A 26,054-nucleotide genomic window follows, 5' to 3' on the forward strand; every position below is an offset into this window, starting at 1 on the left:
TTAATAAAGCCTCTTATAGTTGACACGTTAAACGGTCATTTCAACGTATACAAAATTAATGGGGTAGAGTACAATTTACTCGCCCCATTTATTACTTAAATGACATACCGAGTTCGTTAACCGTTTTTGTTCCGGTTTTTATTCGCACTCTTATTGATCGGTTTCTTCTTACTCGGTTTTCTTTTAACTGTAGATTTTCCTTTATTCGCTGACTTGCCTTTATAACCGTTCTTGCCTCTTTTGGGTTGGCTTCCTTTATCTTTATTACTGCCTGATTTTTTGCCTGATTCTTTCAGCTTTGCTTTAGCCAGTTTCTTTTTATGGGGCTTCTTTTTCTTTGCGGCTTTTAGATCCGTTTCAGGAACTGAATGAATCGGCTCGAAGTCGTCGACAATTCTTCTTTCTAATTGTTTTTGGATCAGGTTCTGGATCGCTTTTAGATCATCGACTTCATCGGCGCTGACTAAGGAAATTGCGTGGCCTTTTTCTCCGGCACGACCGGTACGGCCAATACGATGAACATAATCTTCGGCGACGTTTGGTAGATCGTAGTTCACTACCACTGGCATTTGATCAATATCGAGCCCGCGTGCAGCGACGTCGGTCGCGACTAAGGCATGAACCTTGCCCGATTTAAATTCCTGTAACGCACGGTTACGCGCGTTCTGGCTTTTACCGCCATGAATCGAGGTGGCTTTTATGCCGCGCTTTTCCAGCGCAAGGCTTAACCTGTTCGCGCCTCGGCGCGTTCTGACGAATACCAGCAGCTGATGCCAGCGATGGTCTTCGATCAAATGGCTCAGCAGGGCAGCTTTCTGTTTTTTATCGACCGGGTGTATCCACTGTTTGACCGTTGACGCGGTGGTATTGGTGGTTTCCGTTTCAATCAGTTTCGGATTGTTTAGGAACTGCTGACTTAATTTTTTAATTGACTCGGAGAAGGTCGCAGAAAAAAGTAGCGTTTGGCGCTGTTTAGGCAGTTTTCCGATAATACGTTTAATGCTCGGTAAAAAGCCCATATCCAACATGCGATCCGCTTCGTCCAGGACTAGAAGCTCCAGATCATCAAAACGCACGGCATTCTTTTCCATCAGATCCAGTAATCGCCCTGGTGTCGCCACCAGCACGTCCGTACCTTTTCGTAGTTTCAGCATCTGTGGATTAATTTTTACACCACCGTACACCACCATGGATTTTAGCGATAAGTTAGCGGCATATTTTTGTACGCTCTGATGTACCTGCTCCGCCAGCTCTCGCGTCGGCGCTAGAATCAAACTACGCGCTGAATTCCCCGCTGGCCTTTTACCCTCCGACAGCCTCTGCAACATAGGAAGCGCAAAACCCGCGGTTTTACCCGTCCCCGTCTGCGCGGCCGCCATAATATCCTCGCCAGCGAGGATCAGAGGAATCGCTTTCTGCTGGATTGGGGAAGGTTTTTCGTAGCCGCTCTTGTGCAAGGCATCGAGAAGGGGTTGGATCAAATTAAGGTTAGAAAAGGTCATCAAAGGCTTTATCAGTGCAATAGGCCACTAGTTTAACGGTTATGCCAGTAAACTCCTAATTTAAAAGATGGGTTACGCTGAAGCTAACCGGGCCTGCCCCCTGGGTGCATCCTATTTGATTACAATATCACTTTCAACTTCTTACCTTGCCTTTAAAACGGCATCTTTGCCGGGGCCGCGTTCTCTTTCGTCGGCTGGTATTAGCGTTACGCCATTATCATCGCAAGAGGCAATCCACTGGCCACCACCGCCGACGTAGGACGAGTGTTTATTGCTGCCCCCGAAGGTTTGTGGTCCATCCGACACGGGGCCTTCGACTGTACCCTTGTAGGTAAAGTCTTGCAGGTCAATTTTTAGCACACCGTTCTCAATTATCCACTCACCGGAATGGATATAGGTATTGTAATTAACGGTACTTTTACCGTCTGTAAGCGTATGAGGATCTTCGATGATGAACGAACCGCCAGGCTTAAAAGTGACTATCGGGCCATCGTTATCGTAAGTGACCTCTCCTTCACCACCCAGCTCAAAAATCTGCTCGGCAGCTCCTCGAAAGCGGAATCGGTCCTTGGTGTCCGACGATTGGATCATCTGCTTGGCCTTTTCCAACTCAGCAAGCTGATCCGGCGGTACCATGCCGCGGTACATCTCAATTGCTTCGAGCGCGCCATCGAAGGTATCTTCGGCTTCATCATCCGCCGTGGCCTGCTCCATCCAACTGCCAATATGACAGGCGCAGGTTAAGCCCCCGCTATTATCCAGCGACATGGTGACGTTTAGATCTTCGCCCGATGGCATGATGGCGGCAATTTGCATCGGGCCACTTGGCGGTTCCAGCTCGGTCGTATCAGAGACTGGCGCCCATTTACTGGGTTCACCACTTCCATTCGGGTCTACCACATAGCGATAGGCCAATTGAGCGCCATTTGGATTAATGGTTAATGGCGACGCAGCGCCTTCCGGGAAGGTTACTTCGCGCAACTGTACCGACAGCGGCGGCCCCTCGATGGTCGTCTCGCAAGAACCGGTAATCCTTAGCGGCTCGAACTCTGCCTTGTGTGGTAAAGGTCGACCATCGGGCATGGTGATACTCTGATCAGCCTGAGCTATCGCCCACTCCAGCCATTGCGCTGGTGGTAGAATTTCCGCAGCACGGCGTGGGTATTTCAGGTATTCCGGTCCAGCCATGCCTAAAGAGATCCCCCAGTCGGTTCCGTATTCCTGCTCACCCCAGAAAAAGAATGGCTGGGCGTCATAACTGTGTTGAGTCAGCGAACATTCCGGCTGGCGATCAAAGAATTGCTCAATCTTATGATCTCGAATATCAGAACCTTCGATGACTTTATGCGCGCCCCACTCCGCAGAGCCCTCCTGCCACCACAATGGCTTCTCAGTAAAGTCATAAGAACCGCTCTGCATCGTATGTACCCACTCGTGAGCCAGCACAAAGCGCATCTCCTCGGCACTGTCGATGGTATGCGATCGAACGGCAACTATACACAGGCTCTCTGGCAGCGGGACTGCACGCTCTATTACTTCCCCATCCTCATCCACTTCGACGAAACTGTTTAAATCATGCATTTCCCCTTTTTCGGCACAGGTTGTGAACGCCAGGGTACTGCCCAAAAGGTCAAGGTCGCTTTCAACTAGCAAGACAGGACGATCGGGAGGAGTCGGTACATACTTCAATTCATCTTCATCTCCGCTTTCTACCCGTTCCAGAGCTTCCTCACGCTCCGCGGCAGTCGGGAAATAACGTTGAAACTCTTCAATGCGCGGAGCAATTGCTCGCAGATGTTCCAGCACGCTATCCCTGGTGCGTCTATCACTACGCTTACGCACCCGATAAATCATCTGATCGCCGATCTGAAAATCCACCGGCTCGATTTCACCCATACTGGCGATTTCATTCATGTGGGCATCCCAGATTGCTGTAGAAGTACCACCACCGGGAGGCGTCGTGCAGACAGCATTGGCCGCCGGGATTGCCATCATTAAACCTATGAGACCCGCAATCGCTGTCGTGTAGAAACGCTTCCCGCTCGTTTGCCCCAAACTAAACGAAGGAATAAATTTTGATTTCATATCCATAACACCTATTGTTCTAAATCCTGTTATTTATGTGCGGAGTATACTGTTTTCTTTAAGAGTTTTCTGTGTAATCGATTAGAGTGATAGAGCACTCTGAGCAACCTGTACTGATCCGTTTACCGTACACAGTTCAGTTATTATTGCAGTTAAACCATGTATTTAAAAATCGTGGAAGAATGCTATAGTGCCTTTGGCAAAAAAAATACCAAAGGGAAATTTACATTGAAAAAATTACTTAACTTTTCTTTTTACCAAGGAATATCCATACCACTCTGGGGAGCTGCGTTAATAATCGTGGGACTGCTAGCGCCTGGACATGATTCAATCTCCCAACACCTCAGTACCATCAGTTTATACTCATCGCCATGGCCTCTCGTGTTACAAATAATCAGTATCTGTCTCGGCCTGTCAGTCTGCGTATATTCAATAGGTGCTTCTTATATTCTAAAACGGTTTGCATGGTTCTCCATACCGTCCTTAGCTTTTGGTGTCGCGATGATATTCAATGGCTTGTATAAAATGGGAAGTCCTTTGCATGGATTGTATGGCATGGCCTTTTTCAGCCCATTAGTGCCCATAATCTTTGCACTCGAGTTTAAAGAAAGACTTAATTCTTATACGTTTCAAGTTTATTCAATTATTACCGCAATTCTAGGAATGATTTATATGTGGTTAATGCTGACACAGTTTGATCCCCATGGATATATAGGATTAACTCAGCGGATATTTATCCTATTAATGACTGTGTGGTATGGCGTAAGTATTTATAAATCCTGTGGCAACGCGCACCAAAGAGAAGCTTAATAGGTAGCACCTAAGGAACAGACCCGGTTAGAGATTCGCAGTTTATAGGATGGGTTAGGCAATCGCCGTAACCCATCAAGATGAAAACATGCTTAAAACGATGGGCTTCGCTAACGCTAGCCGGGCCTGCCCCTGCGTGCATCCTATTCAACTAGTTCTCGCAAAATTTTTTATAATTCCTCTACAAGACTTTGCAGCTTTTGATAATCAACCACTAACTCAATATCGAGCTCTTGGTCATTTATTTTTATCACTCGCTCGTACTTTAATGAATCAGTTTCATCCCCCTCTCGATTCTCTACATAACCACGCATTAGACCTGGAGAACGCCTTAAAGATGAGTCGGTATAAAAGTAAGAGTGGGGGTACATTTCTCGTTCGTAACTAAAATAGTTAACCCCATAGCTGTAATGCTGTATGCCTTTATCCCTCTGTTTCAATTTTAATACACCCAGGTTTGTGGGAAAGTTTTTGTTAAGCTCGTTTATCTTTTTCTTTAATTTTTCTTCGCTCTCGATGTAATACAGAGATTCAACTTTACCCAGTAATTCCCCGTATATTTCTTCTACTGCTTCTTTTGTGACATTTTCATCAATTTCATACTTGGATTTAATGTAGTAATTTATTAGCCATGAAGCTCCAACTCCCAGTATGGAAGCTATTATCAAAACATATAAAAATCTCATCAACTTTCCCCATTATACCCCGGTTACAAAGTCCCTCAGAAAACCTGCTATTATCCATTCCATAAATTTGGCTTAGACATTGTTTGTGATGACCTTGCCGTGATGATGTCTCAGCTCCCTAGCCCACCACTGCTGATCGGATTCGCCATCAATAAATCGCATATGAGACGCCATATTTGTAAAGGCTGCCTCATCAGGATCTAATGCCTTTTGAACAAAGTCAGTAATAGAGTTGCCCAGCTTAATAAACTCAAAGCCATCATGTTCAAACTCATATGTCGCTCCTGCTTCAAAACCGTCAGTAATAACTAGAATATAGTTTCCGCTAGCAGGAATTTCTCCAATTACTATATGTTCCCCATACCAGTCTGGTAGCACCGCCTCTTTTTCATCTTCATCGAGCATATTTGTCCAGCCTGAAAATTCGTTTTCAAGAGTTTCCCATTGCTCTGGTTTTGCAATATAGAAAGCTGCTTCATTATCTTTCTCACAAGAATACAGGGTGAGCGATGATGCCAAATCATAGAATTCTCTTAGTCCACCTATATTTGGGACTGAGAAACTGCTCTGGGGAGGTTCTATATGGTGCTTGAACCTTACTATCTTTTCTTTGGATTCAGAACCAATTGCTTCGCAGAGAAACTCTCCATGATGCCCCTTTATTTTTTGTAGTAATTCTTTATCCAAACAGCCTCCTTGTTTTCATATTGTGTCCTTTCGTATTGATACAACTAATAGGATAGGCTGAAACTAGCCGTATACTATAAATGATAAAAAGCGATGAGTTATCCTTAATTTAATGCATTCTATACAATCAGCGAAGTTCCATATAGCATAGCTGGGGTTCAATAACTGACCCGTGTCTGCCCCTAGGTGCAACCTGCTTGCTTACTACTTTCAATTCGGAAAAGAAATAACACCTTTACTTACAAAGTACCAGATTAATAAAGCACCAGCTCCCATAAGTAAAAAGAGAATTGTAGGTTCTAATTTAAAAAAACATGCCTTTAATTTTTGAAATACAGAAACATCTTTTCGATGATATTTGTTAGTAAGATCATATACAGATATTTCTGATAATTCTGGCGTGCTAGAATTAAGTGTGTCTCTTAGGAAACGGTATCTATCTACATATTTAAACCAATACTGATGTCTCATCATACCCTCAAAAAACCAATACAGTATCGAAAGGAAAGCTGCAAGGTTAGGAACAAAAGTCGATTTAATTGTAAAAGACAAACCCAGACATGCTAACCAAAGAGTAATAAAGAAATTCCTATTTCTGAAAATTAAATCATCGTACTTATCTAACGTACTCTGAATCAAAGTCATTTCAATTTTTAATATTTCTATTTTTTCTTTATTTTCCATATCAAGACTCTATGTTTCTATATAACGCTTACGCCAGTGGTTGGTGGAGCGTAGCGTAATCAATCCACTGCGCGTTCTTGTTAAGTGTCACTTAGCTCGCCGTATCTCAAAAACAACAGGTTTTCTCCTGAGCCAACTTTCCAATGAGCATAGCTATCTCGCTCAATAGACTCATGCAACTTTATTTCACTAGAGAAACAGGCTAGTACTTCAGCAAGCACTACACTTGCACACTCAAGATGGTCATCAGGTGCATCGTCGGTGAATACAGCACGAAAATGCAATGTATCTGATGACATATAGGCATAAAGAAACCTAAGTGTTGCAGGAACCTCTCCAAGCATTGCTTTTTGTATTATCTGTGGAATATTCACATTTTCCATAAAGACACTTAACATAAGAATACCAGAATTGGCTTGTAACCCTATAATTCATAAGGAAGTATTTTTACAGTTCCAAAAAAGTGGCTAATACCATAGTAAAGGCGGCCATCTAGTACATTATCGTTCTGATTTCCGAGTTTTTCGGTACTAAGTGGCTTTTTTCCTACAAGCTATTCCAGTTTCTTCTATTCTTTTTATTAATTGAATGTTAAGACTACTGCATGCCCCTATTTGAGTCAAAATCATCGGAAATTCAGTACCCTGCTTAGCGGATTAACCTTTTCTTACAATTTTCGACAAAACTTATCCCGCCCTTCTTTGCCCTTTGCGTGCCAAGTCTTTATATTGCTATGTTCGGACCATTTTATAAGAATGTGACAATGCATAAATATTCCATGATAAGCGGCCTTTTAGTGGCTTCTTTGGGCTTCGCGGCGCAGGCTGAGGAGAAGAAAGAAGAGGCTAAGTGGGACGTGAACAATCCTCCCGGCGAAGCAATCTTTGCCGAATTAAACGTGACTGAAGGTACTTGGATGAACCTTGATGTTAGCCCGGATGGCGAAACCATTGCCTTCGATTTATTAGGCGACATCTATACTATGCCGATTTCTGGCGGTAAGGCGACGAACATTACCAACAGTATGGCATGGGATATGCAGCCTGACTTTTCTCCGGACGGTAAGCAGCTGGCTTTCACTTCGGATCAGGGCGGCGGCGACAACATCTGGATTATGGATTTGGATGGTAGTGACCAGGTTCAGGTAACTAAAGAAAATTTCCGCCTGTTGAACAACCCTAAATGGAGCCCTGACGGTGACTATATCGCGGCTCGTAAACACTTCACAGGCACACGCTCGCTGGGTGCCGGTGAAATCTGGTTATATCACAAGTCTGGCGGTAGTGGCGTTCAGTTAAACAAGCGCCCGAACGAACAGAAAGATCTGGGCGAACCAGCCTTCACGCCTGATGGCCAGTATGTGCTATATTCGCGCGACTCGACTCCGGGCGGATATTTCGAGTACAGCAAAGACTCGACTAAACAGATTTATGAAGTCTATGCGATCAATCGCGACACGGGCGAAACCGAAACCTGGATCGATGGTCCTGGTGGCGCGGTACGTCCAGAGCCTTCGCCAGATGGCAAATACATTGCATTCGTTCGTCGAATCAGCGGTAAGTCAGCATTATTCCTGAAAGATCGTGAATCTGGTGCTGAGTTCCCGATTTATAAAGACTTAGAACGTGATATGCAGGAAACCTGGGCGATTCACGGGGTTTATCCTAATTTCTCATGGACTCCAGACAGCGAACAGATCGTGTTCTGGGCTGCGGGTAAAGTACACAAGATCGACGTCGAGTCGAAAGAAGTCGAAGAGATTCCTTTCGAAGTTAAGGATCGTCGTGAAATGCGTACTGCTGTTAAACAGCAAAACCCTGCATTCGAAGAGCGCTTTAACGCAAAAATGCTACGCTGGCTACAGGTATCTCCTGAAGGCGATCAGGCCGTGTTCCAGAGTCTTGGTAAAATCTACACAGTGGATCTACCTAACGGTAAGCCTGAGCGTTTAACGCGTCAGAATGATCACTTTGAGCTATACCCAAGCTACTCTCCTGATGGCGACGATATTATCTACACCACCTGGGACGACGAGAAACTGGGTACGGTACGTATCGTTTCTTCCAGCGGTGGTCGTGGCGACGTAATTTCTGAAAAGCCGGGGCATTACACCAACCCTAGCATCAGCCCGAATGGCGACTTCGCAGTTTATCAGGCGATCAGTGGCGGCTATATTACGAGTCCACTGTACTCAGAAGACACGGGTATATTCAGCGTTGATCTGGACGAAGAAGAAGTGACTAAAGTCAGCGACTCTGGCTCCAACCCTTTCTTTGCTGGTCAATCGGATCGAGTCTTCTTCAGCAAAACGGTTCCACACGGTGAGACTTATGAAAGTAAGCTGGTGAGTACTGACTTAGCTGGTCATGAAGAGCGCGAACATTATGCGGGCAATTGGATTTCTGATTTTGCTATTTCGCCTGATCAGAAATGGCTTGCGTTCACTCAACGCTATCAGGTTTACGTCACGCCTTTCGTTAAAAGCGGCAAAGCCATTTCCACCGGCCCTGATGCACGCAACCTACCGGTCAAGAAATTCTCGACTTTCTCGGGTGCGAACCTCGCATGGTCAGAAGACGGTACGGAGCTTTCGTGGTCACTCGGCCCAACGCTTTATCAGCAGAAGCTATCAGATCGATTTGATTTCTTAGCAAACGGCAGTAATACCAACGAAGAAGAGGCCGAAGTTCCTGAAGCCAAGGCGACTCAAATCGCTATGCCGGTTAAAGCAGCTAAGCCAGAAGGCCTGACAGCACTGGTTGGCGCTAAAGTTGTCACGATGGAAGGCGAACAGGTCATCGAAGACGGCGTGGTTGTGATTGAAGATAACCGCATTAAAGCTGTCGGCAAACGTGGAGATGTGTCGATTCCTTCTGGTGCAGAAACCATTGATGTTAGCGGCAAAACCATTATCCCTGGCCTTGTCGACGTTCACTGGCACGGCTCTTACGCTAACGATCAAATCCAGCCTCAGACTAACTGGAGCGCCATGGCCTCTCTGGCGTTTGGTGTGACCACGACGCACAACCCATCAGCCGATACCGAAGCGGTATTCTCGGCGAGTGAAATGCAGAAAGCCGGTTTAATTACAGCGCCACGTATTTTCTCTACGGGTACGATTCTGTATGGTGCGAACCACTATATTACGGCTGAAGTCGACGGAATGAATGATGCTACGAATCACCTTGAGCGTATGAAAGCGGCCGGTGCATTCTCGGTTAAGAGTTATAACCAGCCTCGCCGTGATCAGCGTCAACAAATTCTTCAGGCGGCTCGCGAAACTGGTTTGCTTGTAGTGCCAGAAGGTGGCTCTCTGTTCATGCACAACATGAGCATGATTATCGATGGCCATACGACAATCGAACACTCGATTCCGGTGGCTCATATCTATGATGACGTTAAGCAGTTATGGAGTCAGGCTGATACGGACTATGTACCGACGCTTGGCGTAGCTTACGGCGGTATCTGGGGTGAGCGTTACTGGTACGATAAAACTGACGTCTGGAAACACCCGCTTCTAAGCAAGTTTGTTCCACGTAATGTGCTGGAGCCTGCGTCACGTCGTCGCTTCAAAGCACCAGACGAGGACTATAACCATATCAATAACGCAACGGTTGCGGCCGAACTGCAGGACCTTGGCGTTAAAGTACTTCTCGGTGCTCACGGTCAACGCGAAGGTCTAGCCTCGCATTGGGAAATGTGGATGTTCGGCCAGGGGGGTATGACACCGATGGAAGCACTGCGTGCGGGTACCATCGATGGTGCCGAAATGCTGGGTATGGATTCAGAAATTGGGTCTATCAAAGCGGGCAAATTAGCTGACCTGGTTATCCTTGATGCTGACCCACTGGAAAACCTGCGAAACTCAGACAAAGTTAACATGGTAATGTTGAACGGTAAGCTTTATGAAGCCGAGACAATGAACCAGATTGCACCTGAGGAAAAAGATCGTAACTCATTCTTTTTTGAGTAAGTTTCTCTCTTTGAGCATGTATCAGTTTGTAATAATATGCATCATGTCTGATCGTGTTCATATTTTTAACCGAGCAATGCGCTTTTGCATTGCTCGGTTATTCATTTTTTAAGCGCTTTAGTGTACAGTGCGATTTATTACTACTAATTAATATAAAGGAAGCACGTGTACATTCTTAGGAAAAGCCTCTTTATTTTCTTAATATTATGTAGCTGTAACGTGTTTGCCTATGTTTTTAATAACGTTCAAGGCCCACTTCTTTCCGCTTCAGAATCCAATATTAACCAAGGCCAGGCCCTACAGCAGCAGCTGTATAATATGTCGAACCTATCGGTTCCAGAGCGTAAACAAGAAGCTTTTTTCCTAAAAATTAACAACCTGCTAAATCGATCCGAACTCGACAATCATTCCGAAGCGTTGGCAAATATTCTAATGGCCAACTATCAGATCCTGAATGGTGAAGCCCTGCGAGCCAGAGAGTATCTATCCATTGCTGAGCCTCTGATGAAAAGTGTCAACGACAGCCGTCTAAAGAACCAATATACCTACGTCAATATCTTTGTACTCCGTAGCGAAGGTGATCTGGTCAAAGCTCTTGACGATGCTGAAGAACTTTATAATGAAGTTAAAGATAAGTGGGGACTGAATAAACTCGGGGACCTGGTATTAGAACAAGCCTATATCAGCTCTCTATTATCAATGTACCAGGAAACGATTCCATTACTCGAGTTAGCTTTGGACTACTCGCTTGAAGCGAACGATCCTTATCTTATCTCCGAAACTTATAATGTTTTCGGCATCCTATACAGCTTTTTAAACGATACCCAGTCGTCGATCATGTACTTCAAGAAGGCGGTTGAAGTGATGGAGCGTCACCCGGCACTGGTTAGCAACATTTATTTCTATGCCAACCTTGCCGATTCTTATGGTATGAATAAAGAATACGACAAGGCCCTGGAATTGATCGAAAAGGCACGAGTACTTGCCATTCAAGAAGGTGATGTCCCCCTTCAGGCTTTTGCTCATCAGGTAAAAGCTCGCGTGTATACCAACACCGAAGATTATCGTGATGCCATTTCCGAACTAGTCAAAGCTAAGGAGCTTCAGGAACAGGTAGGCGAACAACTTTTCGGTTATGAGCTACATATTGATTTTGCCTATGCCTACCTCAAACTGGATGAAATAGATGAAGCCGAGAGTCATCTGGATAAAGCGATTATCAGCGCAGAAAAAGTTGCCGCGCTTGATGACTTTTATTTAAAGCGACTCCGCTCAGAAATCAGTGCTGCCCGTGAAAACTATAAAAGCGCCTACGAGCTGCTACAGGAATCATACGAGACCTATCGTAAGACGTTTAACGACAACCTGACCTATGTTTCCAATCTATCGCGGGAACAGCTCGATCAGGAACGCCTTTCTTTTGAAAATAAGCTATTAGAAAAAGAAAACCAGATTAATACTAAGTACGTTAAGAAGTATAAAAAGTACAACATCATTTTATTTACTCTGATTATTCTTTTGTTAATCCTGATAGGGATTGGTATCTGGTTAGTTATTAAATACCGCATAGCTGCACGAAAGAATGAAGAAATGGCTCTTACCGATAACCTGACCGAGTTACCCAACCGTCGACAAATGTTCCGTCAGCTCGACAGTGAGCACCAAAAAAGTGAAGGCGGCAGATCGGTTTACAGTCTCATCATTTTTGATATCGATCACTTCAAAACTATTAATGACCGCTTTGGTCATCGCATGGGTGATAAAGTTATCAGCAGGCTGGCAGCGATTACTCGCAATACGCTTCGCGAAGACGACACCATTGGCCGCATTAGTGGCGAAGAATTCTTAGTCATCCTGCCCAATACCAAGGTGCAAGAAGCTGTTCAGATTGCTGATCGCCTGAACAAGCAGTTTGCTGATGCAGACTTCCGTGATCTGGACGAAGGCATTCATTTAACCGCAAGTTTCGGTGTGACTGAGTATATGCCGGACGATGAAAGTTTAGATATGGTTATTAATCGGGCCGACCGATTATTGTATAAGGCCAAAAACGAAGGCCGAAACCGAGTGGTTTCGACCTTTAATGATGAACCCGATGAAGACTGATTAGTCTTGCAAGTGTGAGCGCAACATCCAAGCCGTTTTTTCGTGTACGACTAAGCGATCACCGATGAGGCTTGCAGATGACTCATCACTCGCTTCTTGTGCAACCTCTAATGCTTCACGCGCTGTTCTAACTACCGTTTCATGACTGTCTACTAAACGGCTTATCATTTCTTCAGCGCTGATATCACCAGAAACTTCTTCAATGCTCGATAGCTTAGAGAACTCCTGGTAGGTACCTGGCGATAAAATACCCAGTGCACGAATACGCTCTGCAATTTCGTCCACCGCTTCAGCCAATTCAACATAGTGCTCTTCGAACAATACGTGTAGCTGCTGGAAGAATGGACCTTTCACATTCCAGTGGAAATTGTGAGTTTGCAAGTACAGTGTGTAAGTATCAGCTAATAAGCGAGATAAACCTTGACCAATCTCTTCACGAGCACCTTGGTCAATTCCAATATTGATTGCCTTGTTCATCTATTAATCTCCTTTCCGTTAATTTATGCATTTACTATAACGAATATTTATAAATTAACAAAATTAATCCTTTAAACCAACTTAATGCATTCTGACTATAATTCGTCAATTTACTTCCGATAAGTGGCTAAAAAGACTAAAATTCGCACAATTTTTAATGTTATAACATATATATTGATCCTTCATGACAGATATCAACTTTGACAGTTTCGATCGCAAACTCGATGCACTGGGTCTACGTTGCCCGGAGCCGGTAATGATGGTTCGCCTAAACGTGCGTAAAATGCAGGAAGGCGAAACCTTGCTTGTGATCGCTGACGACCCGTCAACCACGCGGGATATACCCAAGTTCTGTACTTTTATGGATCATCAGTTATTGGCAAGCAGTACCGACGAAATGCCATATAAATACTTAATCAAAAAAGGGTTACCCTAATTGAGTAAGGAACAAGACACTAACACCAGTTTTAATAACATACTGAGTCAGATTAATCAGTCTCAGGAAGGTAACAAGCTACCTCCCGTTGATCAATGGAATCCCGACTTCTGTGGCGATATGGAGCTGGTAATTAAACGCGATGGCAGTTGGCACTACCAAAACTCTCCCATCGGGCGGCACCGTCTGGTAAAACTTTTTTCTACCGTTTTGAAAAAAGAAGACGACCAATATTTCCTGGTAACTCCTGTGGAAAAGCTCGGAATTCGAGTTGAGGATGCACCTTTCCTGGTTACCAGAATGAAAGTGGAAGATACTGACAAAGGCCCCGTTATCGTCTTTACCGATAATTGTGATAACACAATCCCACTAAGTTCCGATAACCCTCTTTGGGTAGAACAGGATAGTCGGACAGGAGAGCCTTCTCCTTATGTCATGGTCAGACGTAACCTCCATGCATTAATTCATCGTAATGTGTTCTATCAATTGGTCGAGATGGCAGAGGAACGGATTATTGATGACAAAAAACACTTGGGCGTTGTTTCCGCCGGTGAATTTTTTAGTTTGGGTACGATATAACGTTATGCCAAAGTTCCAGTCCTTATCTAAATTTACTATCAGCTGCTATCTCATCTCTGTCATAGTTATTGCAAGCATTCTCGCCAATGATTACTGGCAGTGGCTTGAGTTGCCAACAAAGGTACGCGTGGGCATTTTAGTGGTCGCAGTCATTATCGGCCTCTCAGGCTCTTTGGTGAGTATAGTGAAGCAACTTAAAGACATTCTTCGCGGTAAATAAATTTCAAATTCACTGCAACACGTATCGTCAGCGACAACTGATCTGAACTTGCTGGTCTGATTAACTTACTAGCCTTGAATAATCTGATTATCGTCACCATGTTATAAGGACACTCACGCCAATAGGAGCTTTTTTATGAAGGTACTAATGGTTCTAACCTCTCACGATAAGTTAGGCGACACGGGCGAAAAAACAGGATTTTGGCTCGAGGAATTTGCCTCGCCTTACTACGCCTTTAAAGATGCTGGCGCAGACATAACTCTTGCTTCACCGAAAGGTGGACAACCTCCACTGGATCCAAATAGTGATTCGGAAGATGCCCAGACTGATGCTACACATCGTTTTAAGTCTGATGAGGACGCTCAGAAAGATCTGGCTTCTACGACAAAGTTATCAGAAATCAATATCGAAGATTTTGACGCGGTGTTCTATCCCGGCGGACATGGACCACTGTGGGATTTGGCTGAAGATAAAGATTCTATAGCCATCATTGAGCAGGCCTATAAAATGCAAAAGCCTATCGGTGCGGTTTGTCATGCCCCAGCGGTATTTAAGCAGACAAAAGCCCCTAACGGCGATCCTCTGGTAAAAGGTAAACGCGTCACTGGTTTCAGCAACAGCGAAGAAGCCGCCGTACAGCTTACCGAAGTAGTGCCATTTCTTGTCGAGGATATGCTACAGGAAAAAGGTGGCCTTTATTACAAAGGTGATGACTGGCAAGACTTTATTCAGATTGATGGCGACCTGATCACAGGACAAAACCCTGCATCTTCAGAAGAAGCTGCCAAAGCGGTTATCGCACAACTGCAGTCATAAAAAATAACGCGCTGCTAAAACCTAGCAGCGCTTGCTTTGACTAAGACAGAAATATAAATTCTGGGCATTTCCTTTGCCCAACGTCTTCCCTAAAGTTCTTGATTTGAAATCCCTTAGTGCCTGTCCTTCGGCCCCAATCCATGGAACACAATCCCGGTGCTCTCCCAAACCTTCCTAGATCTTATATTATTTTTTCCTAAAACCTACCAACCCTTTCTTCAGTTGTAGTATCGCTTCCTCAGATGACGATAATATGACGGAAACTTTTCTGTTTGGTTAAATCACTGCACTTCTTGAGAATGCAGTTTCTTGCTCAACCCTACCTTCTCAGTTATGGTTTGTGTAAATTTATGGAACCGGACTCCTATGAATAAACTCATTACCATCATCGTATTACTGGTAGCAGCAACCGGTTTTTATCTAGCTTTTATATACGGACGAGCCTACTGGCATCCTTTGTACTTAAAAGTTGCCGGAGCGCGTACTGTTTCGGACGTTGTTGCTCAATTTGGTGACGAATCCCGCCAGCGCATGACACCTTATTTTAAAGCTGCTGGCGTAACCTACCCTCCAAAATCTGTTTCTTTATTGGCAGTCAAAGACGAATCATTACTCGAGCTTTGGGATACATCGAAATCCGACCCAGTTTTTATACGCAAATATCCAATTCAGGCATTGAGCGGAGTCGCTGGGCCTAAGTTGCGAGAAGGCGACCGACAGGTGCCAGAAGGTATTTATCAAGTTGAATACCTCAACCCAAACAGTTCATACCACCTGTCGATGAAACTTAATTACCCTAATAGTTTTGATTTAAAGCATGCTAGAGCCGAAGGCAGAGATCAGCCGGGAACCAATATATTCATTCATGGTAAAGCCGTATCGATTGGTTGTTTAGCTATGGGAGATTCGGTTGCTGAAGAGTTATTTATTCTGGCTAGCGATATCGGTCAACACAATATCGAAGTTGCCATCGCTCCAAGCGATCCAAGAACCAATTCGTTAAAGCCTATTGCCGACTTGGCATGGAGTAAAACACTATACAAGAAGTTAAGCGACTACTTTTCAGACTACAAACAATAGAAGAGAAAATATGGCTTAACCCAAAAAACAATCTTTCACATGGTCATCAACCATACCCGTTGCTTGCATGAAGGCATAACAGATGGTGCTGCCGACAAATTTAAAGCCGTCTTTTTTCAGCTGTTTGGACATGGCATCGGATTCGGGTGTTGTCGCCGGTACTTCTTTTAAACTTTGCCAACGATTATTCACTGGCTCGCCACCAACAAATTGCCATAGATAATCTTTGAAGGTTTGTTGCTGTGTGATTTCAAGATAACGCTGGGCATTAACAATAAAGGCATTCACTTTGAGCCTATTGCGAATGATGCCGGGATCGGCCAAAAGCTCTTCACGTTTAGATTGATCGTATTGGGCAATTTTGACGGGATTAAAGTTATCAAATACGCGGCGATAATGTTCGCGCTTTTTCAAAACGGTTATCCAGCTCAAACCGGCCTGGGCTCCTTCAAGACACAGCATTTCAAACAGCTTCTGGTCGTCGTATTCAGGCCGTCCCCACTCCTTGTCGTGATACTCAATGTATAAAGGGTCATCGCTGACCCAGCCACAGCGTTTAGTCATGTTCGTCTTTATTTAATCTTTGCTGGACGCAGAGTAAGAGCTGTTCCATTTAGAGCCATGATATGCGGCGATAAGCAATAATATGAGCGCGAAGAAAGCCGAAACATAGACCAGCAGGTTCGGATTGCCCGTACCGTTTTTGACCAGAATCGACATATAGGCCCAGACACCGACCAGTGGATACACGAACACCGCTGGTTCCAGGCTTCTTCTGATGGGATTGAAGCTGAGTACCAGTGCGAAAATGACCAAGGCCAAAGCACTCTGCATCACACTGAAACTGGGATCATGAAGGAAAGCGCTCTCTTTGTTATCACTGACCAGATCCAGACTGACCAGCCAGGCAGCTTCATTAGCCACCAGGGCGACGCTGATCCAGCCTAAAAATAAAGATAAAGTTATACTGGCGCTTACCGGACGCTCCGACTGCGATAAAACTGACCATACGAGCGATGCAAATATCGCTGCCATTACCACCAATGACCAGCCGATCAGAATATAAGACCAGACAAATACCCAGGCGATAGTCAGCACCATGGCCACACTTAACCCAGCATTAAAATTTAAGGTCATTGTGGTTTCTTCAGTAAATACCGCACGGATATCTTTTATCGCCACAATTATCAGCATAACGAAAATGGCACCCCATATCGTAAAAGCATAGCCTGCCGGTGTAAAAGCCGATGAATAAGCTGCACTGACCGTGGCCTGTGTCTGCCCATTAATACCCACAATGCTGCTGTAATAACTGATAAAGATCACCGCAGCGACTAATAATAGGTTCACAACAGCTCTAATCTTCAACATTTTCACTTTCTCCTGCAATAGTTATGCTTTCTAGGTTAGAAAATAACCCAAATTCCCGTATAATCCGACCATTAATTTCAAATTCTTAGAAACACCTTAGCGAAAGGCAATCCCGTGACTCAAGGTAACGATAGTACAAAAACATTTCAGGGACTAATCTTAACCCTACAAAACTACTGGGCCGACCAAGGCTGTGTCATTCAGCAACCGCTCGATCTCGAGGTGGGTGCTGGTACCTTCCATCCGGCAACATTCCTACGCGCTATTGGCCCGGAGCCCTGGAGCGCGGCTTATGTTCAACCTTGCCGCCGCCCAACAGACGGTCGCTATGGTGAAAACCCTAACCGTTTACAGCATTATTATCAATATCAAGTAGTTATCAAGCCTTCACCGCTGGATATTCAGGAAATGTACCTGAGTTCTTTAAGAGCGATTGGAATAGATCCGCTTGAACACGATATTCGTTTCGTCGAAGACAACTGGGAATCACCAACGCTTGGTGCCTGGGGCCTTGGCTGGGAAGTCTGGTTAAATGGCATGGAAGTGACTCAGTTTACTTACTTCCAGCAAGCAGGCGGACTCGAATGTAAACCGGTTATGGGAGAAATCACTTACGGCCTTGAGCGTATCGCGATGTATCTTCAGGGCGTGGATAGCATCTATGATCTCGTATGGACGGACGGTCCTCTGGGCAAGGTTTATTACCGTGATGTTTTCCACCAGAACGAAGTGGAACAGTCCAAATATAACTTTGAACATGCCAACGTTGATAAATTGTTCGAGCTGTTCGACTATTTCGAGTCTGAATCGAACAGCCTGATTGAAAATAATCTGCCGCTTCCAGCTTACGAAATGGTGTTAAAAGCCTCGCACACCTTCAACCTGCTTGACGCTCGTGGCGCTATCTCGGTCACTGAACGCCAACGCTTTATTTTGCGCGTTAGAACCATTGCTCGTGCCGTAGCAGAAACTTATTTCCATGCTCGTGAACAGCTTGGATTCCCAATGTTGAAGGAGGACAAATAATGCACCATTCAGATCTACTATTTGAACTGGGCACGGAAGAGCTTCCTCCAGTTAGTTTAAAAACATTACGTGACGCATTAAAAAAGAATGTTGTCGACGCATTAAAAGCCAAAGACTTTGAGTTTGACGAAGTAGAGGCTTTTGCCACACCTCGTCGCCTGGCTCTAATCGTACGCGATCTGAGCGACGCACAACCCGATAAAGAAGTTGAGCGTCTGGGTCCTGCTGTTGCAGCCGCATTTGACGATGATGGTAATGCTAAACCAGCGGCAGCCGGTTTCGCTAAGTCCTGCGGCGTTGAAGTGGATCAGCTGGAGCGTATCCAAACGGATAAAGGCGAGCGCCTGGGTTATACCATTTCTCAGAAAGGCCAGACTCTGAGCGATCTTATCGAAGATATATTAACGGGCGCCCTGAAAAAACTTCCAATCCCTAAACCTATGCGCTGGGGCGACAGTTCAGCTCAATTTATACGCCCGGTTCATTGGACGGTTCTTCTTTACGGTTCTTCGGTTCTCGATGCGACCATCTTAGAAACTAAGACTGGTAATATCAGTCACGGTCATCGCTTTATGGCTGAAGGCCCAGTGTCTTTACATGATGCAGACGACTATGTGACCAAGCTAAAAGCCGAGAATGTCCTGGTTGATTATGAAGATCGTCAGCGCATCATTACGGAGCAGGTAAAGGCAGAAGCTGAAAAGCTGGGTGGTTTTGCTCAAATTGATCCCGACCTGTTAGACGAAGTCACTGGTCTAGTTGAGTGGCCAGTAGCACTGACCGGTCAGTTCGATACTGAATTCCTTAAAGTGCCCTCTGAGTGTCTTATTTCTTCCATGGCTGAGCATCAGAAATACTTCCACATTTTGGACAAGAGCGGCAACTTACTGCCAAACTTTATTACCATCAGTAACATTGAAAGCTCGAACCCAAGAAGTGTTATCGAGGGTAACGAGAAAGTTATTCGTCCTCGACTTGCTGACGCTATGTTCTTCTATGATAAAGATCAGCAGACCACTCTAGAGAGCCAGCAGGAGCGCCTGAAGAAAGTTGTATTCCAGAAACAATTGGGTACGGTTCAGGAAAAAGCTGAGCGCGTTGCAGAACTGGCTAAAACGATTGCTCCGACCGTTGGTGCTGATCCTGAGTTAGCTCATCGAGCAGGATTATTATCTAAGTGCGATTTAACCACTCAGATGGTCGGTGAGTTCGATAAGCTACAGGGAATTATGGGTACTTATTATGCTCGTCATGATGGCGAAGATGAAAGTGTGGCCATTGCCATGACAGAGCAGTACCTGCCAAAGTTCTCTGGCGATAAGCTGGCAGCCAACCCAGTCGGTCAATGTCTGGCCATCGCTGATCGCGTCGATACGCTGGTCGGTATCTTTGGTATTGGTCAGGCTCCAAAAGGCGCTAAAGATCCTTTCGCCCTACGTCGCGCCGCTATTGGTTTAGTTAGGACTTTGATTGAAAAGAAAATTCCTTTGGACTTGAAAGAGTTAATACATAAAAGTATTAAGATTTACGGTGATGTACTTCCGAGCAAGATTGAAGGGAAACTTAAAGAACAAATGGAAAATGTGTTGGGAAAAGAGTCCCCGAGAATATACTCTGATGTTTTTACACGAGAGGATGTCATAGAGTTTATTTTCAACTTTGGAATAGAGCGTCTACGTTCTTGGTATTTTGACCAAGGGATTAATAATAGTATGATTTCATCTGTATTAGCAATACGCCCAACCCAACCATTAGACTTCGATTTAAGACTTAAGGCCGTTCAGCACTTCCAAACGCTACCGGAAGCGGAAAGTCTTTCTGCCGCCAATAAGCGTGTAAAGAATATCCTGGCCAAGGCTGATGTTGAGGTGCCAGATTCGATAGATAGTTCATTACTGCAAGAAAGCGCCGAAAAATCACTGGCAAAAACTATCGCTTCCGTAGAGTCTGAACTGGCATCTATTGATAACTACCAGGAACGCCTGACTCGTATGGCAGCACTACGACATGATGTAGACGCATTCTTCGATCATGTCATGGTGAATGCCGACGATCCCGCGATTAAAGCTAACCGTCTGGCACTGCTTAAAAAGCTAGAGGATATGTTTGGATCAGTTGCAGACATTTCACAGCTACAAAACTAGAGCTATAGATTTTATATGATCGATTGGTCAAAAAAGAAAATCGTGGTACTGGATCGTGATGGCGTCATCAATCACGATTCAGATAATTACATAAAGTCGCCTGAAGAGTGGATTCCCATTGCAGGAAGTTTACCGGCTGTCGCGGCTTTAAATAAACGATTTAAGGTAGCCATCGCTACAAACCAGTCGGGTATTGGTCGCGGCTACTATGACGAGTCTGTGCTGGATGCCATGCATGAAAAGATGGCGAAACTTCTGGACGAGCATGACGGTCATATTGATCAGGTTGAATTCTGCCCACACCACCCGGATGACGGCTGTGACTGTCGAAAACCCAATCCAACCATGTTGAAGCGAATTGCCGAAAAGTTTGACGCATCTCCAGAAGAAGTTGTCTTTGTCGGTGACTCAAGCTCTGACTACCACTGTGCACAGGAGTTCGGCTGCGACTTCGTTTTATTGTTGACCGGAAAAGGTCTTAAAACATTGGACAAACTGGCTGGCGAAAATATCACGGTGGAAAAAAGCCTGGCTAAACTAGTTGAAGCCATCAATTCAGAGAACAAACAATGAATACTCTTATCATAGGCGCAGGCAAACTTGGCCAGCGATTTTATAATTTCCTGAAAAGTGAGGGTGAGAATCCTATAACCTTGTCACGTTCAGAAAAAGAATGGTCTGACAATCATATTCAGTTCAATATGCTGAAAGCTGGCGTCGAGCTGCCTGAACTGCCAAAACTGGATCAGGTTTATATTATCGTCGCGCCCGATGAACGTAATGAGGTTGCTTACCGTCAGACTTATATCCATGCTGTAGCAAATATCGTCCAGATCCTGCACAAGCAGCAAGACCTGTTCCATTGTACCTTTGTATCGTCGACTTCGGTATATTCGGGTAACCTGGAGCCAGTTATCGACGAGTCGACAACGCCAAAGCCCGCCAGTTTTTCCGGCAAGGTATTACTGGATGCTGAAAAGAGTCTGCTTAATCTGCACCCTAATACCAGTATTGTTCGCGCTTCGGGACTTTACTCTAATCAACGTAGTAAATTGATAGACAGCCTACTGGATAAAGACAAGTACCTAGACCCCAAATGGCTAAACCTCATTCATGAGAAGGACCTGTGCCACTGGCTACATTATGCTGGTGAACGCGAGATTAACATGAGCATTGCTTCTGATGGCCATGCTTTTACGCGAAAACAGCTTCAGGACTTTGTGAAAACAGGTCAATATGAAGAGAAAAATGCAGAGAAATGTTACCGCTCAGCACTATTGAAACGTATGCACCTGAAATACCCCTCAATTTTTGATTGGGCCAAGGAAAATATTCACAATTCCTAACGTTTTACATGCTGAAGACACTCTAATTTCTGTTACAATTTGGCCAGCATTATTTCCCCTTTTAATATTAAAGTTTGTTTGCGAGTTTGATTATGACAATGAAAAAAACTTTTGCAGCACTTGCTGTTATTTTTGCAGCCCCAACGGCCTTCGCTGATGGTCTACTTTCTGACGCGCCTGAAGAGGGTTATATCGGTAATATCGATATTGGATATATCAGTACCTCTGGTAATACAGAAACCGAGAGCATGAACGGTGAATTCAACTGGACTGCGCGCGCCAGTGAGAACTGGGCCACCGGTATTCAAATTACGGGAGTAACAAACTCCAGTGAAGGGACTCGTGATGCTGAAAATTATACCTTTAGCTGGAATAATCGTTATGACTTAACTGAGAAAAGTTTCTTCTACGGCCTTGTTGATTACATGAATGATTATTTTGGTGCTTATGACTATCAGGCTGGTGCCTATGTTGGTTACGGTCATCAGTTTTATAAAAGTGATGATGGACACTTATCTCTTGGTTTTGGTTTAGGTTACCGTATTAATGCCGTTTTCATTGGTGAAGATGAAAAAGAAAACGTACTTCGTGGTGACTTTGACTTTGCCCACCAATTGACTGACACAGCACGTTTTACTCAGGTCATTCGAGCAGTTTGGGGTGATGAGGTTGATACTTATACTTCAAAGTCGGCTATTACTACTAAGATCTCTGAAAACCTAGCCATGAAGCTCGCTTACCTGGTTAACTACAACTCAGTAGTCCCAGCTGGCGCGGAAAAAACAGACCGCACCACCACAGTCGGTATCAGCTACAGCTTCTAGCAGTTCTCTTGATAATAAAAAACCGGCTAACAGCCGGTTTTTTTATGCTTGATGTTAAAGTATTTCTCTAATCTTCCATATGCTGATTTTTTAGCTTCACATAATTATCAGCAGAATACTTGAAGAATTTCAGTTCTTCTTCTGTCAGCTTTCTGATTTTACGCGCAGGTGATCCTACCCAAAGATAACCACTCGCCAACTCACGACCAGGAGGGACAAGGCTGTTGGCACCAATAATGGCATTCTCACGAACAATAGCCCCATCCATAACAACAGCACCCATACCTATCAGACAGTTATCCTCAATGGTACAGCCGTGTAAGATGGCTTTATGACCAACCGTCACATTATCACCGATAGTAAGGTCATGTCCCTCAGGATCGTAAGGTCCAGCATGTGTAACGTGACAGACAGTTCCATCTTGAATACTGGTTCGTTTACCAACTCTGATTGAATGTACATCACCTCTCAATACTGCCATCGGCCATATTGAGCTGTCATCACCGATCTCAACATCTCCAAGGACTAATGCAGAATCATCAACGAAGGCTTTGTCACCGAGTTTTGGTGTTTTTTTCTGAAAAGTTCGAATTGTCATAAGGTATCTTTGCTATAAGCTTGCCCTATTTTAGCGATAAACTCCACAATCGCAAAATAAAACCCACATTAGGGTATTTGACAAAAGCCTAACTCAAGCTATTCTAGGTATGTTTATTAGAAAAAAATAAAATTCAACACGGGGTTAACTTTGAGCAAAGGACTAGGCCAGTGGATAAGCAACTTCTAAATCGCTTATTTTCCAATGATTATTCAGCATTACTGATATGTAGCAAATCGCATGTCATCAAAGTTATTTCTATTGATCCCGTTATCTCAGAAAGCTTACTTCAAGGAAGCCCAGTGGAGGAACTCCTCCCTCGTGCAGTTCAAAATGGTTCGGAGCGACGCGCCATCATTAAGCTTCCTCAGCTTGGCGTCGATAAGAATTTCATTGTGTCCTCTTTACAGATGGAAGAGGACGAGTCCCATATAGATCGAATTCTGACCCTACAGGTGTTACCAACACTTAACCTTGCTTCACCCGATCTGAACGATGTTGTTAAAGATTATAAAGAGACCGTAATCAGGAACTCCCCTATTTTTATCTATGTTCTTGATTACAAAGAAAAGATATTTTCAGAGGGCATGCATAACTATTCCAAGCTTCTTGGCTATAGTGAGCGCGAAATTATGGACATGCCCGATGGAGTATATAGCTTTATTCATCCAGAAGATCTTGAGGCGGTAGACAGGCAGGAAAAAGAGCTTCGTAGTAGTGACAACCGAACGGTTGTGCCAGTAGAGTTCAGGCTACAGCATAAAAATGGTGACTGGATATGGGTTCAGGTCCACAGCACCATCTACTCTCGCAGCGAGGATGGGGAGCCACTGATAGAAATCGGTACCATCCATAAAATGAACAAGGATCAGGAAGCCGAGAATGCTCTCCGTCAAAAGGATAAATATTACCGGACGCTCGTTGAAAATAGCTATGACTGTATCTTGATGTATAACAAAGAAGGAATTGTCACTTATATTTCTCCTTCTGTCACCCGTGTCACAGGCTATCAGGAAGAAGATTTACTGGGCAAAACCCTGGAAGGATTTATTTATGAGGATGACAGGGAAGATGCCTCCGTCAATTTACGTTACGTTGCCGAGAACCCCGGAGCATCTTCCGTGGTCGAACGCCGCATAAGACATAAAAATGGCGATATTCTATGGATCGAGAGTCGTCTCGCAAACCACTTGAATGATCCAGACATTCAGGGTGTCACCATTAATTTCCATGTCATCAGCGACCGCAAGGAAGCAGAGCAGGAAATTCATCGGTTAGCCAATTATGATGCCCTCACAGGCCTTGCCAACAGACACCTGCTGCAAAGCTGTTTATTACGCGATATCGAAAGCTGTAGTGCCAAGCAATCCAAACTGGCATTCATGTATGTCGACCTGGATAGATTTAAGCAGATTAATGATACGTTAGGTCATTCCATTGGTGACGATCTTCTGGTTTCTGTCACTAATTATATGAAAAAATGCCTGCGTAATGGTGATACTTTGGCACGCGTTGGCGGTGATGAGTTTGCAATCGTCTTACCCAATACCGAAACACACGAAGCACAGGCGGTTGCCGAAAGATTATTACGACATCTAAAGCAACCAATACAGGCAGGGCCACACCGTGTGCAATCAGGCGCCAGTATTGGTATCAGTATGTTCCCTGAACACAGCAGTAATGCAGAAGACTTATTCCGTTATGCGGATATGGCAATGTATTCAGCAAAATCTGATCGCAACCGCTTTAAATTTTATCAACGAAAATACAGTCAGCAGGAAAACAAACGAAGACTGATTGAAAAAAAATTAAAAGTTGCCATAGAAGATCAGCATCTGCATTTATACTATCAGCCTCGGGTCGATATCAGTTCAGGAAAAATCACCAGCGTTGAAGCCCTTTGTCGATGGGATGATAAAGAGAATGGCAGTATCCCTCCCAATATCTTTATTCCCATTGCTGAAGAGACGGGACTCATTCATGACCTCAGCCAATTGGTTACCAAAATGGTTTGTAGGCAATCTGTCGAATGGCATGGCATGGGAATCCATATTCCTATTGCTTTTAATTTATCGGTGAAAGACCTCAAATATTTTGATCTAGTCCATAACATAAACGATACCATCGACCAGTTTGGTGTTTCAGGAAAAATGCTTGAAGTCGAAATCACAGAAAGTGCTGCCATGACGGATGTTGTTAATACCGTCAAGGTACTGAACCAGCTGCAAGAAAATGGTATTAAATTGTCGATTGATGACTTTGGTAAAGGTTACTCATCTCTGGCCTATCTCAGTCAATTACCGGTCGATAATTTAAAGATCGATAAATATTTTGTCTCGCGTTTAAGTCCTAACTTCAATGACCACAAGATCAACCTCAACATTATCCGAACCATTATTTCATTGGCCCAAAGCCTGAATCTTAAAACAGTTGCCGAAGGTATTGAGACACCCAACCAATACAACACTCTCAAATCCCTGGGTTGCCATATGGGACAGGGTATTTTCTTCTACCACCCCATGCCAGCTCAACAACTGTCAAAGCTACTAAACCGGGAAGCCCGTTTAGCCCGTCAAACCATCAACATCCAATAATATAAGCTAC

The 26,054-nt window shown here is 44.4% G+C and carries 24 protein-coding genes; 14 read left to right on the forward strand and 10 right to left on the reverse strand.

The features are described from left to right. Positions 1 to 116 precede the first annotated feature (116 nt). Together KS2013_RS11215 and KS2013_RS11220 are read right to left on the reverse strand one after the other, a co-directional pair. The gene (locus KS2013_RS11215; RefSeq protein WP_068993902.1) at positions 117 to 1,502 is read right to left on the reverse strand and encodes a DEAD/DEAH box helicase; all 1,386 of its coding nucleotides are present in this window, start codon (positions 1,500 to 1,502) and stop codon (positions 117 to 119) included. A 141-nt stretch (positions 1,503 to 1,643) separates the two neighbouring features. Continuing rightward, positions 1,644 to 3,344, reverse strand: coding sequence for a hypothetical protein (locus KS2013_RS11220; RefSeq protein WP_228703678.1), 1,701 nt, complete (start codon positions 3,342 to 3,344; stop codon positions 1,644 to 1,646). Between the two features lie 402 nt (positions 3,345 to 3,746). On the opposite strand from KS2013_RS11220, the gene KS2013_RS12170 reads away from it, so the two are divergent. Then, the gene (locus tag KS2013_RS12170; protein ID WP_068993906.1) at positions 3,747 to 4,397 is read left to right on the forward strand and encodes a DUF998 domain-containing protein; all 651 of its coding nucleotides are present in this window, start codon (positions 3,747 to 3,749) and stop codon (positions 4,395 to 4,397) included. 170 nt (positions 4,398 to 4,567) lie between these two features. Here KS2013_RS12170 and KS2013_RS11230 read toward each other — a convergent pair whose 3' ends face one another. From KS2013_RS11230 to KS2013_RS11245, 4 genes are all read right to left on the reverse strand, one after another. Beyond that, the gene (locus tag KS2013_RS11230; protein WP_068993908.1) at positions 4,568 to 5,083 is read right to left on the reverse strand and encodes a hypothetical protein; all 516 of its coding nucleotides are present in this window, start codon (positions 5,081 to 5,083) and stop codon (positions 4,568 to 4,570) included. Between the two features lie 72 nt (positions 5,084 to 5,155). Beyond that, a complete protein-coding gene (locus KS2013_RS11235; protein WP_068993910.1) occupies positions 5,156 to 5,770 on the reverse strand; it encodes a hypothetical protein in 615 nt (204 codons plus the stop codon). A 210-nt stretch (positions 5,771 to 5,980) separates the two neighbouring features. Further along, the gene (locus tag KS2013_RS11240) at positions 5,981 to 6,454 is read right to left on the reverse strand and encodes a hypothetical protein (protein WP_068993913.1); all 474 of its coding nucleotides are present in this window, start codon (positions 6,452 to 6,454) and stop codon (positions 5,981 to 5,983) included. A gap of 80 nt (positions 6,455 to 6,534) precedes the next feature. Further along, positions 6,535 to 6,837: a hypothetical protein gene (locus KS2013_RS11245; RefSeq protein WP_068993915.1), complete on the reverse strand. Its 303-nt coding sequence runs from the start codon at positions 6,835 to 6,837 to the stop codon at positions 6,535 to 6,537. Between the two features lie 380 nt (positions 6,838 to 7,217). On the opposite strand from KS2013_RS11245, the gene KS2013_RS11250 reads away from it, so the two are divergent. Next, entirely contained in the window at positions 7,218 to 10,427 is a 3,210-nt protein-coding gene (locus tag KS2013_RS11250) for an amidohydrolase family protein (RefSeq protein WP_068993916.1), read from the forward strand. A gap of 318 nt (positions 10,428 to 10,745) precedes the next feature. After that, the gene (locus KS2013_RS11255) at positions 10,746 to 12,533 is read left to right on the forward strand and encodes a tetratricopeptide repeat-containing diguanylate cyclase (protein ID WP_156768999.1); all 1,788 of its coding nucleotides are present in this window, start codon (positions 10,746 to 10,748) and stop codon (positions 12,531 to 12,533) included. Here the strand turns inward: KS2013_RS11255 and KS2013_RS11260 are convergent, their stop codons facing one another. Continuing rightward, entirely contained in the window at positions 12,534 to 13,010 is a 477-nt protein-coding gene (locus tag KS2013_RS11260) for a Dps family protein (protein ID WP_068993922.1), read from the reverse strand. A gap of 184 nt (positions 13,011 to 13,194) precedes the next feature. Here KS2013_RS11260 and tusA point away from each other — a divergent pair, with 184 nt between their 5' ends. The 5 genes from tusA (at position 13,195) to KS2013_RS11285 (ending at position 16,141) form a co-directional block, all read left to right on the forward strand. After that, complete coding sequence (tusA, locus tag KS2013_RS11265) at positions 13,195 to 13,446, forward strand: sulfurtransferase TusA (protein WP_068993925.1); 252 nt, start codon at positions 13,195 to 13,197, stop codon at positions 13,444 to 13,446. Then, positions 13,447 to 14,025: a DUF1285 domain-containing protein gene (locus KS2013_RS11270; RefSeq protein WP_068993928.1), complete on the forward strand. Its 579-nt coding sequence runs from the start codon at positions 13,447 to 13,449 to the stop codon at positions 14,023 to 14,025. It abuts the gene before it with no gap. 4 nt (positions 14,026 to 14,029) lie between these two features. Beyond that, the gene (locus KS2013_RS11275) at positions 14,030 to 14,245 is read left to right on the forward strand and encodes a hypothetical protein (RefSeq protein ID WP_068993931.1); all 216 of its coding nucleotides are present in this window, start codon (positions 14,030 to 14,032) and stop codon (positions 14,243 to 14,245) included. Between the two features lie 135 nt (positions 14,246 to 14,380). Then, positions 14,381 to 15,061, forward strand: coding sequence for a type 1 glutamine amidotransferase domain-containing protein (locus tag KS2013_RS11280; protein WP_068993934.1), 681 nt, complete (start codon positions 14,381 to 14,383; stop codon positions 15,059 to 15,061). Positions 15,062 to 15,427: 366 nt separating this feature from the next. Next, entirely contained in the window at positions 15,428 to 16,141 is a 714-nt protein-coding gene (locus KS2013_RS11285) for a L,D-transpeptidase family protein (RefSeq protein WP_068993937.1), read from the forward strand. A 15-nt stretch (positions 16,142 to 16,156) separates the two neighbouring features. On the opposite strand, the gene KS2013_RS11290 is transcribed toward KS2013_RS11285, so the two are convergent. Together KS2013_RS11290 and KS2013_RS11295 are read right to left on the reverse strand one after the other, a co-directional pair. Further along, positions 16,157 to 16,705 (reverse strand): DNA-3-methyladenine glycosylase I, encoded by a 549-nt coding sequence (locus KS2013_RS11290; RefSeq protein ID WP_068993939.1) that lies wholly within the window; start codon positions 16,703 to 16,705, stop codon positions 16,157 to 16,159. Positions 16,706 to 16,717: 12 nt separating this feature from the next. Further along, complete coding sequence (locus KS2013_RS11295) at positions 16,718 to 17,512, reverse strand: tryptophan-rich sensory protein (RefSeq protein WP_068993942.1); 795 nt, start codon at positions 17,510 to 17,512, stop codon at positions 16,718 to 16,720. A 114-nt stretch (positions 17,513 to 17,626) separates the two neighbouring features. Between KS2013_RS11295 and glyQ the strand changes: the two genes are divergently transcribed. From glyQ to KS2013_RS11320, 5 genes are all read left to right on the forward strand, one after another. Continuing rightward, positions 17,627 to 18,538, forward strand: a complete 912-nt coding sequence (gene glyQ, locus KS2013_RS11300; RefSeq protein WP_068993945.1) for a glycine--tRNA ligase subunit alpha — start codon at positions 17,627 to 17,629, stop codon at positions 18,536 to 18,538. After that, positions 18,538 to 20,682 carry a glycine--tRNA ligase subunit beta gene (glyS, locus tag KS2013_RS11305; RefSeq protein WP_068993947.1) on the forward strand — a complete coding sequence of 715 codons (2,145 nt, stop codon included), beginning with the start codon at positions 18,538 to 18,540 and terminating at the stop codon, positions 20,680 to 20,682. Before glyQ ends, glyS begins: the two co-directional genes overlap by 1 nt. A 15-nt stretch (positions 20,683 to 20,697) precedes the next feature. Beyond that, positions 20,698 to 21,255 carry a D-glycero-beta-D-manno-heptose 1,7-bisphosphate 7-phosphatase gene (gmhB, locus tag KS2013_RS11310; protein ID WP_068993953.1) on the forward strand — a complete coding sequence of 186 codons (558 nt, stop codon included), beginning with the start codon at positions 20,698 to 20,700 and terminating at the stop codon, positions 21,253 to 21,255. Beyond that, positions 21,252 to 22,028: a sugar nucleotide-binding protein gene (locus KS2013_RS11315; protein ID WP_068993956.1), complete on the forward strand. Its 777-nt coding sequence runs from the start codon at positions 21,252 to 21,254 to the stop codon at positions 22,026 to 22,028. Before gmhB ends, KS2013_RS11315 begins: the two co-directional genes overlap by 4 nt. A 92-nt stretch (positions 22,029 to 22,120) precedes the next feature. After that, positions 22,121 to 22,852 carry a DUF481 domain-containing protein gene (locus KS2013_RS11320; RefSeq protein WP_068993958.1) on the forward strand — a complete coding sequence of 244 codons (732 nt, stop codon included), beginning with the start codon at positions 22,121 to 22,123 and terminating at the stop codon, positions 22,850 to 22,852. A 67-nt stretch (positions 22,853 to 22,919) separates the two neighbouring features. Here KS2013_RS11320 and KS2013_RS11325 read toward each other — a convergent pair whose 3' ends face one another. After that, a complete protein-coding gene (locus KS2013_RS11325) occupies positions 22,920 to 23,450 on the reverse strand; it encodes a gamma carbonic anhydrase family protein (protein WP_068993961.1) in 531 nt (176 codons plus the stop codon). A 170-nt stretch (positions 23,451 to 23,620) separates the two neighbouring features. Between KS2013_RS11325 and KS2013_RS11330 the strand changes: the two genes are divergently transcribed. Beyond that, positions 23,621 to 26,044 (forward strand): bifunctional diguanylate cyclase/phosphodiesterase, encoded by a 2,424-nt coding sequence (locus KS2013_RS11330; protein ID WP_156769000.1) that lies wholly within the window; start codon positions 23,621 to 23,623, stop codon positions 26,042 to 26,044. The last annotated feature ends 10 nt before the right edge of the window (positions 26,045 to 26,054 follow it).

Source organism: Kangiella sediminilitoris, assembly GCF_001708405.1.
GTDB lineage: Bacteria > Pseudomonadota > Gammaproteobacteria > Enterobacterales > Kangiellaceae > Kangiella > Kangiella sediminilitoris.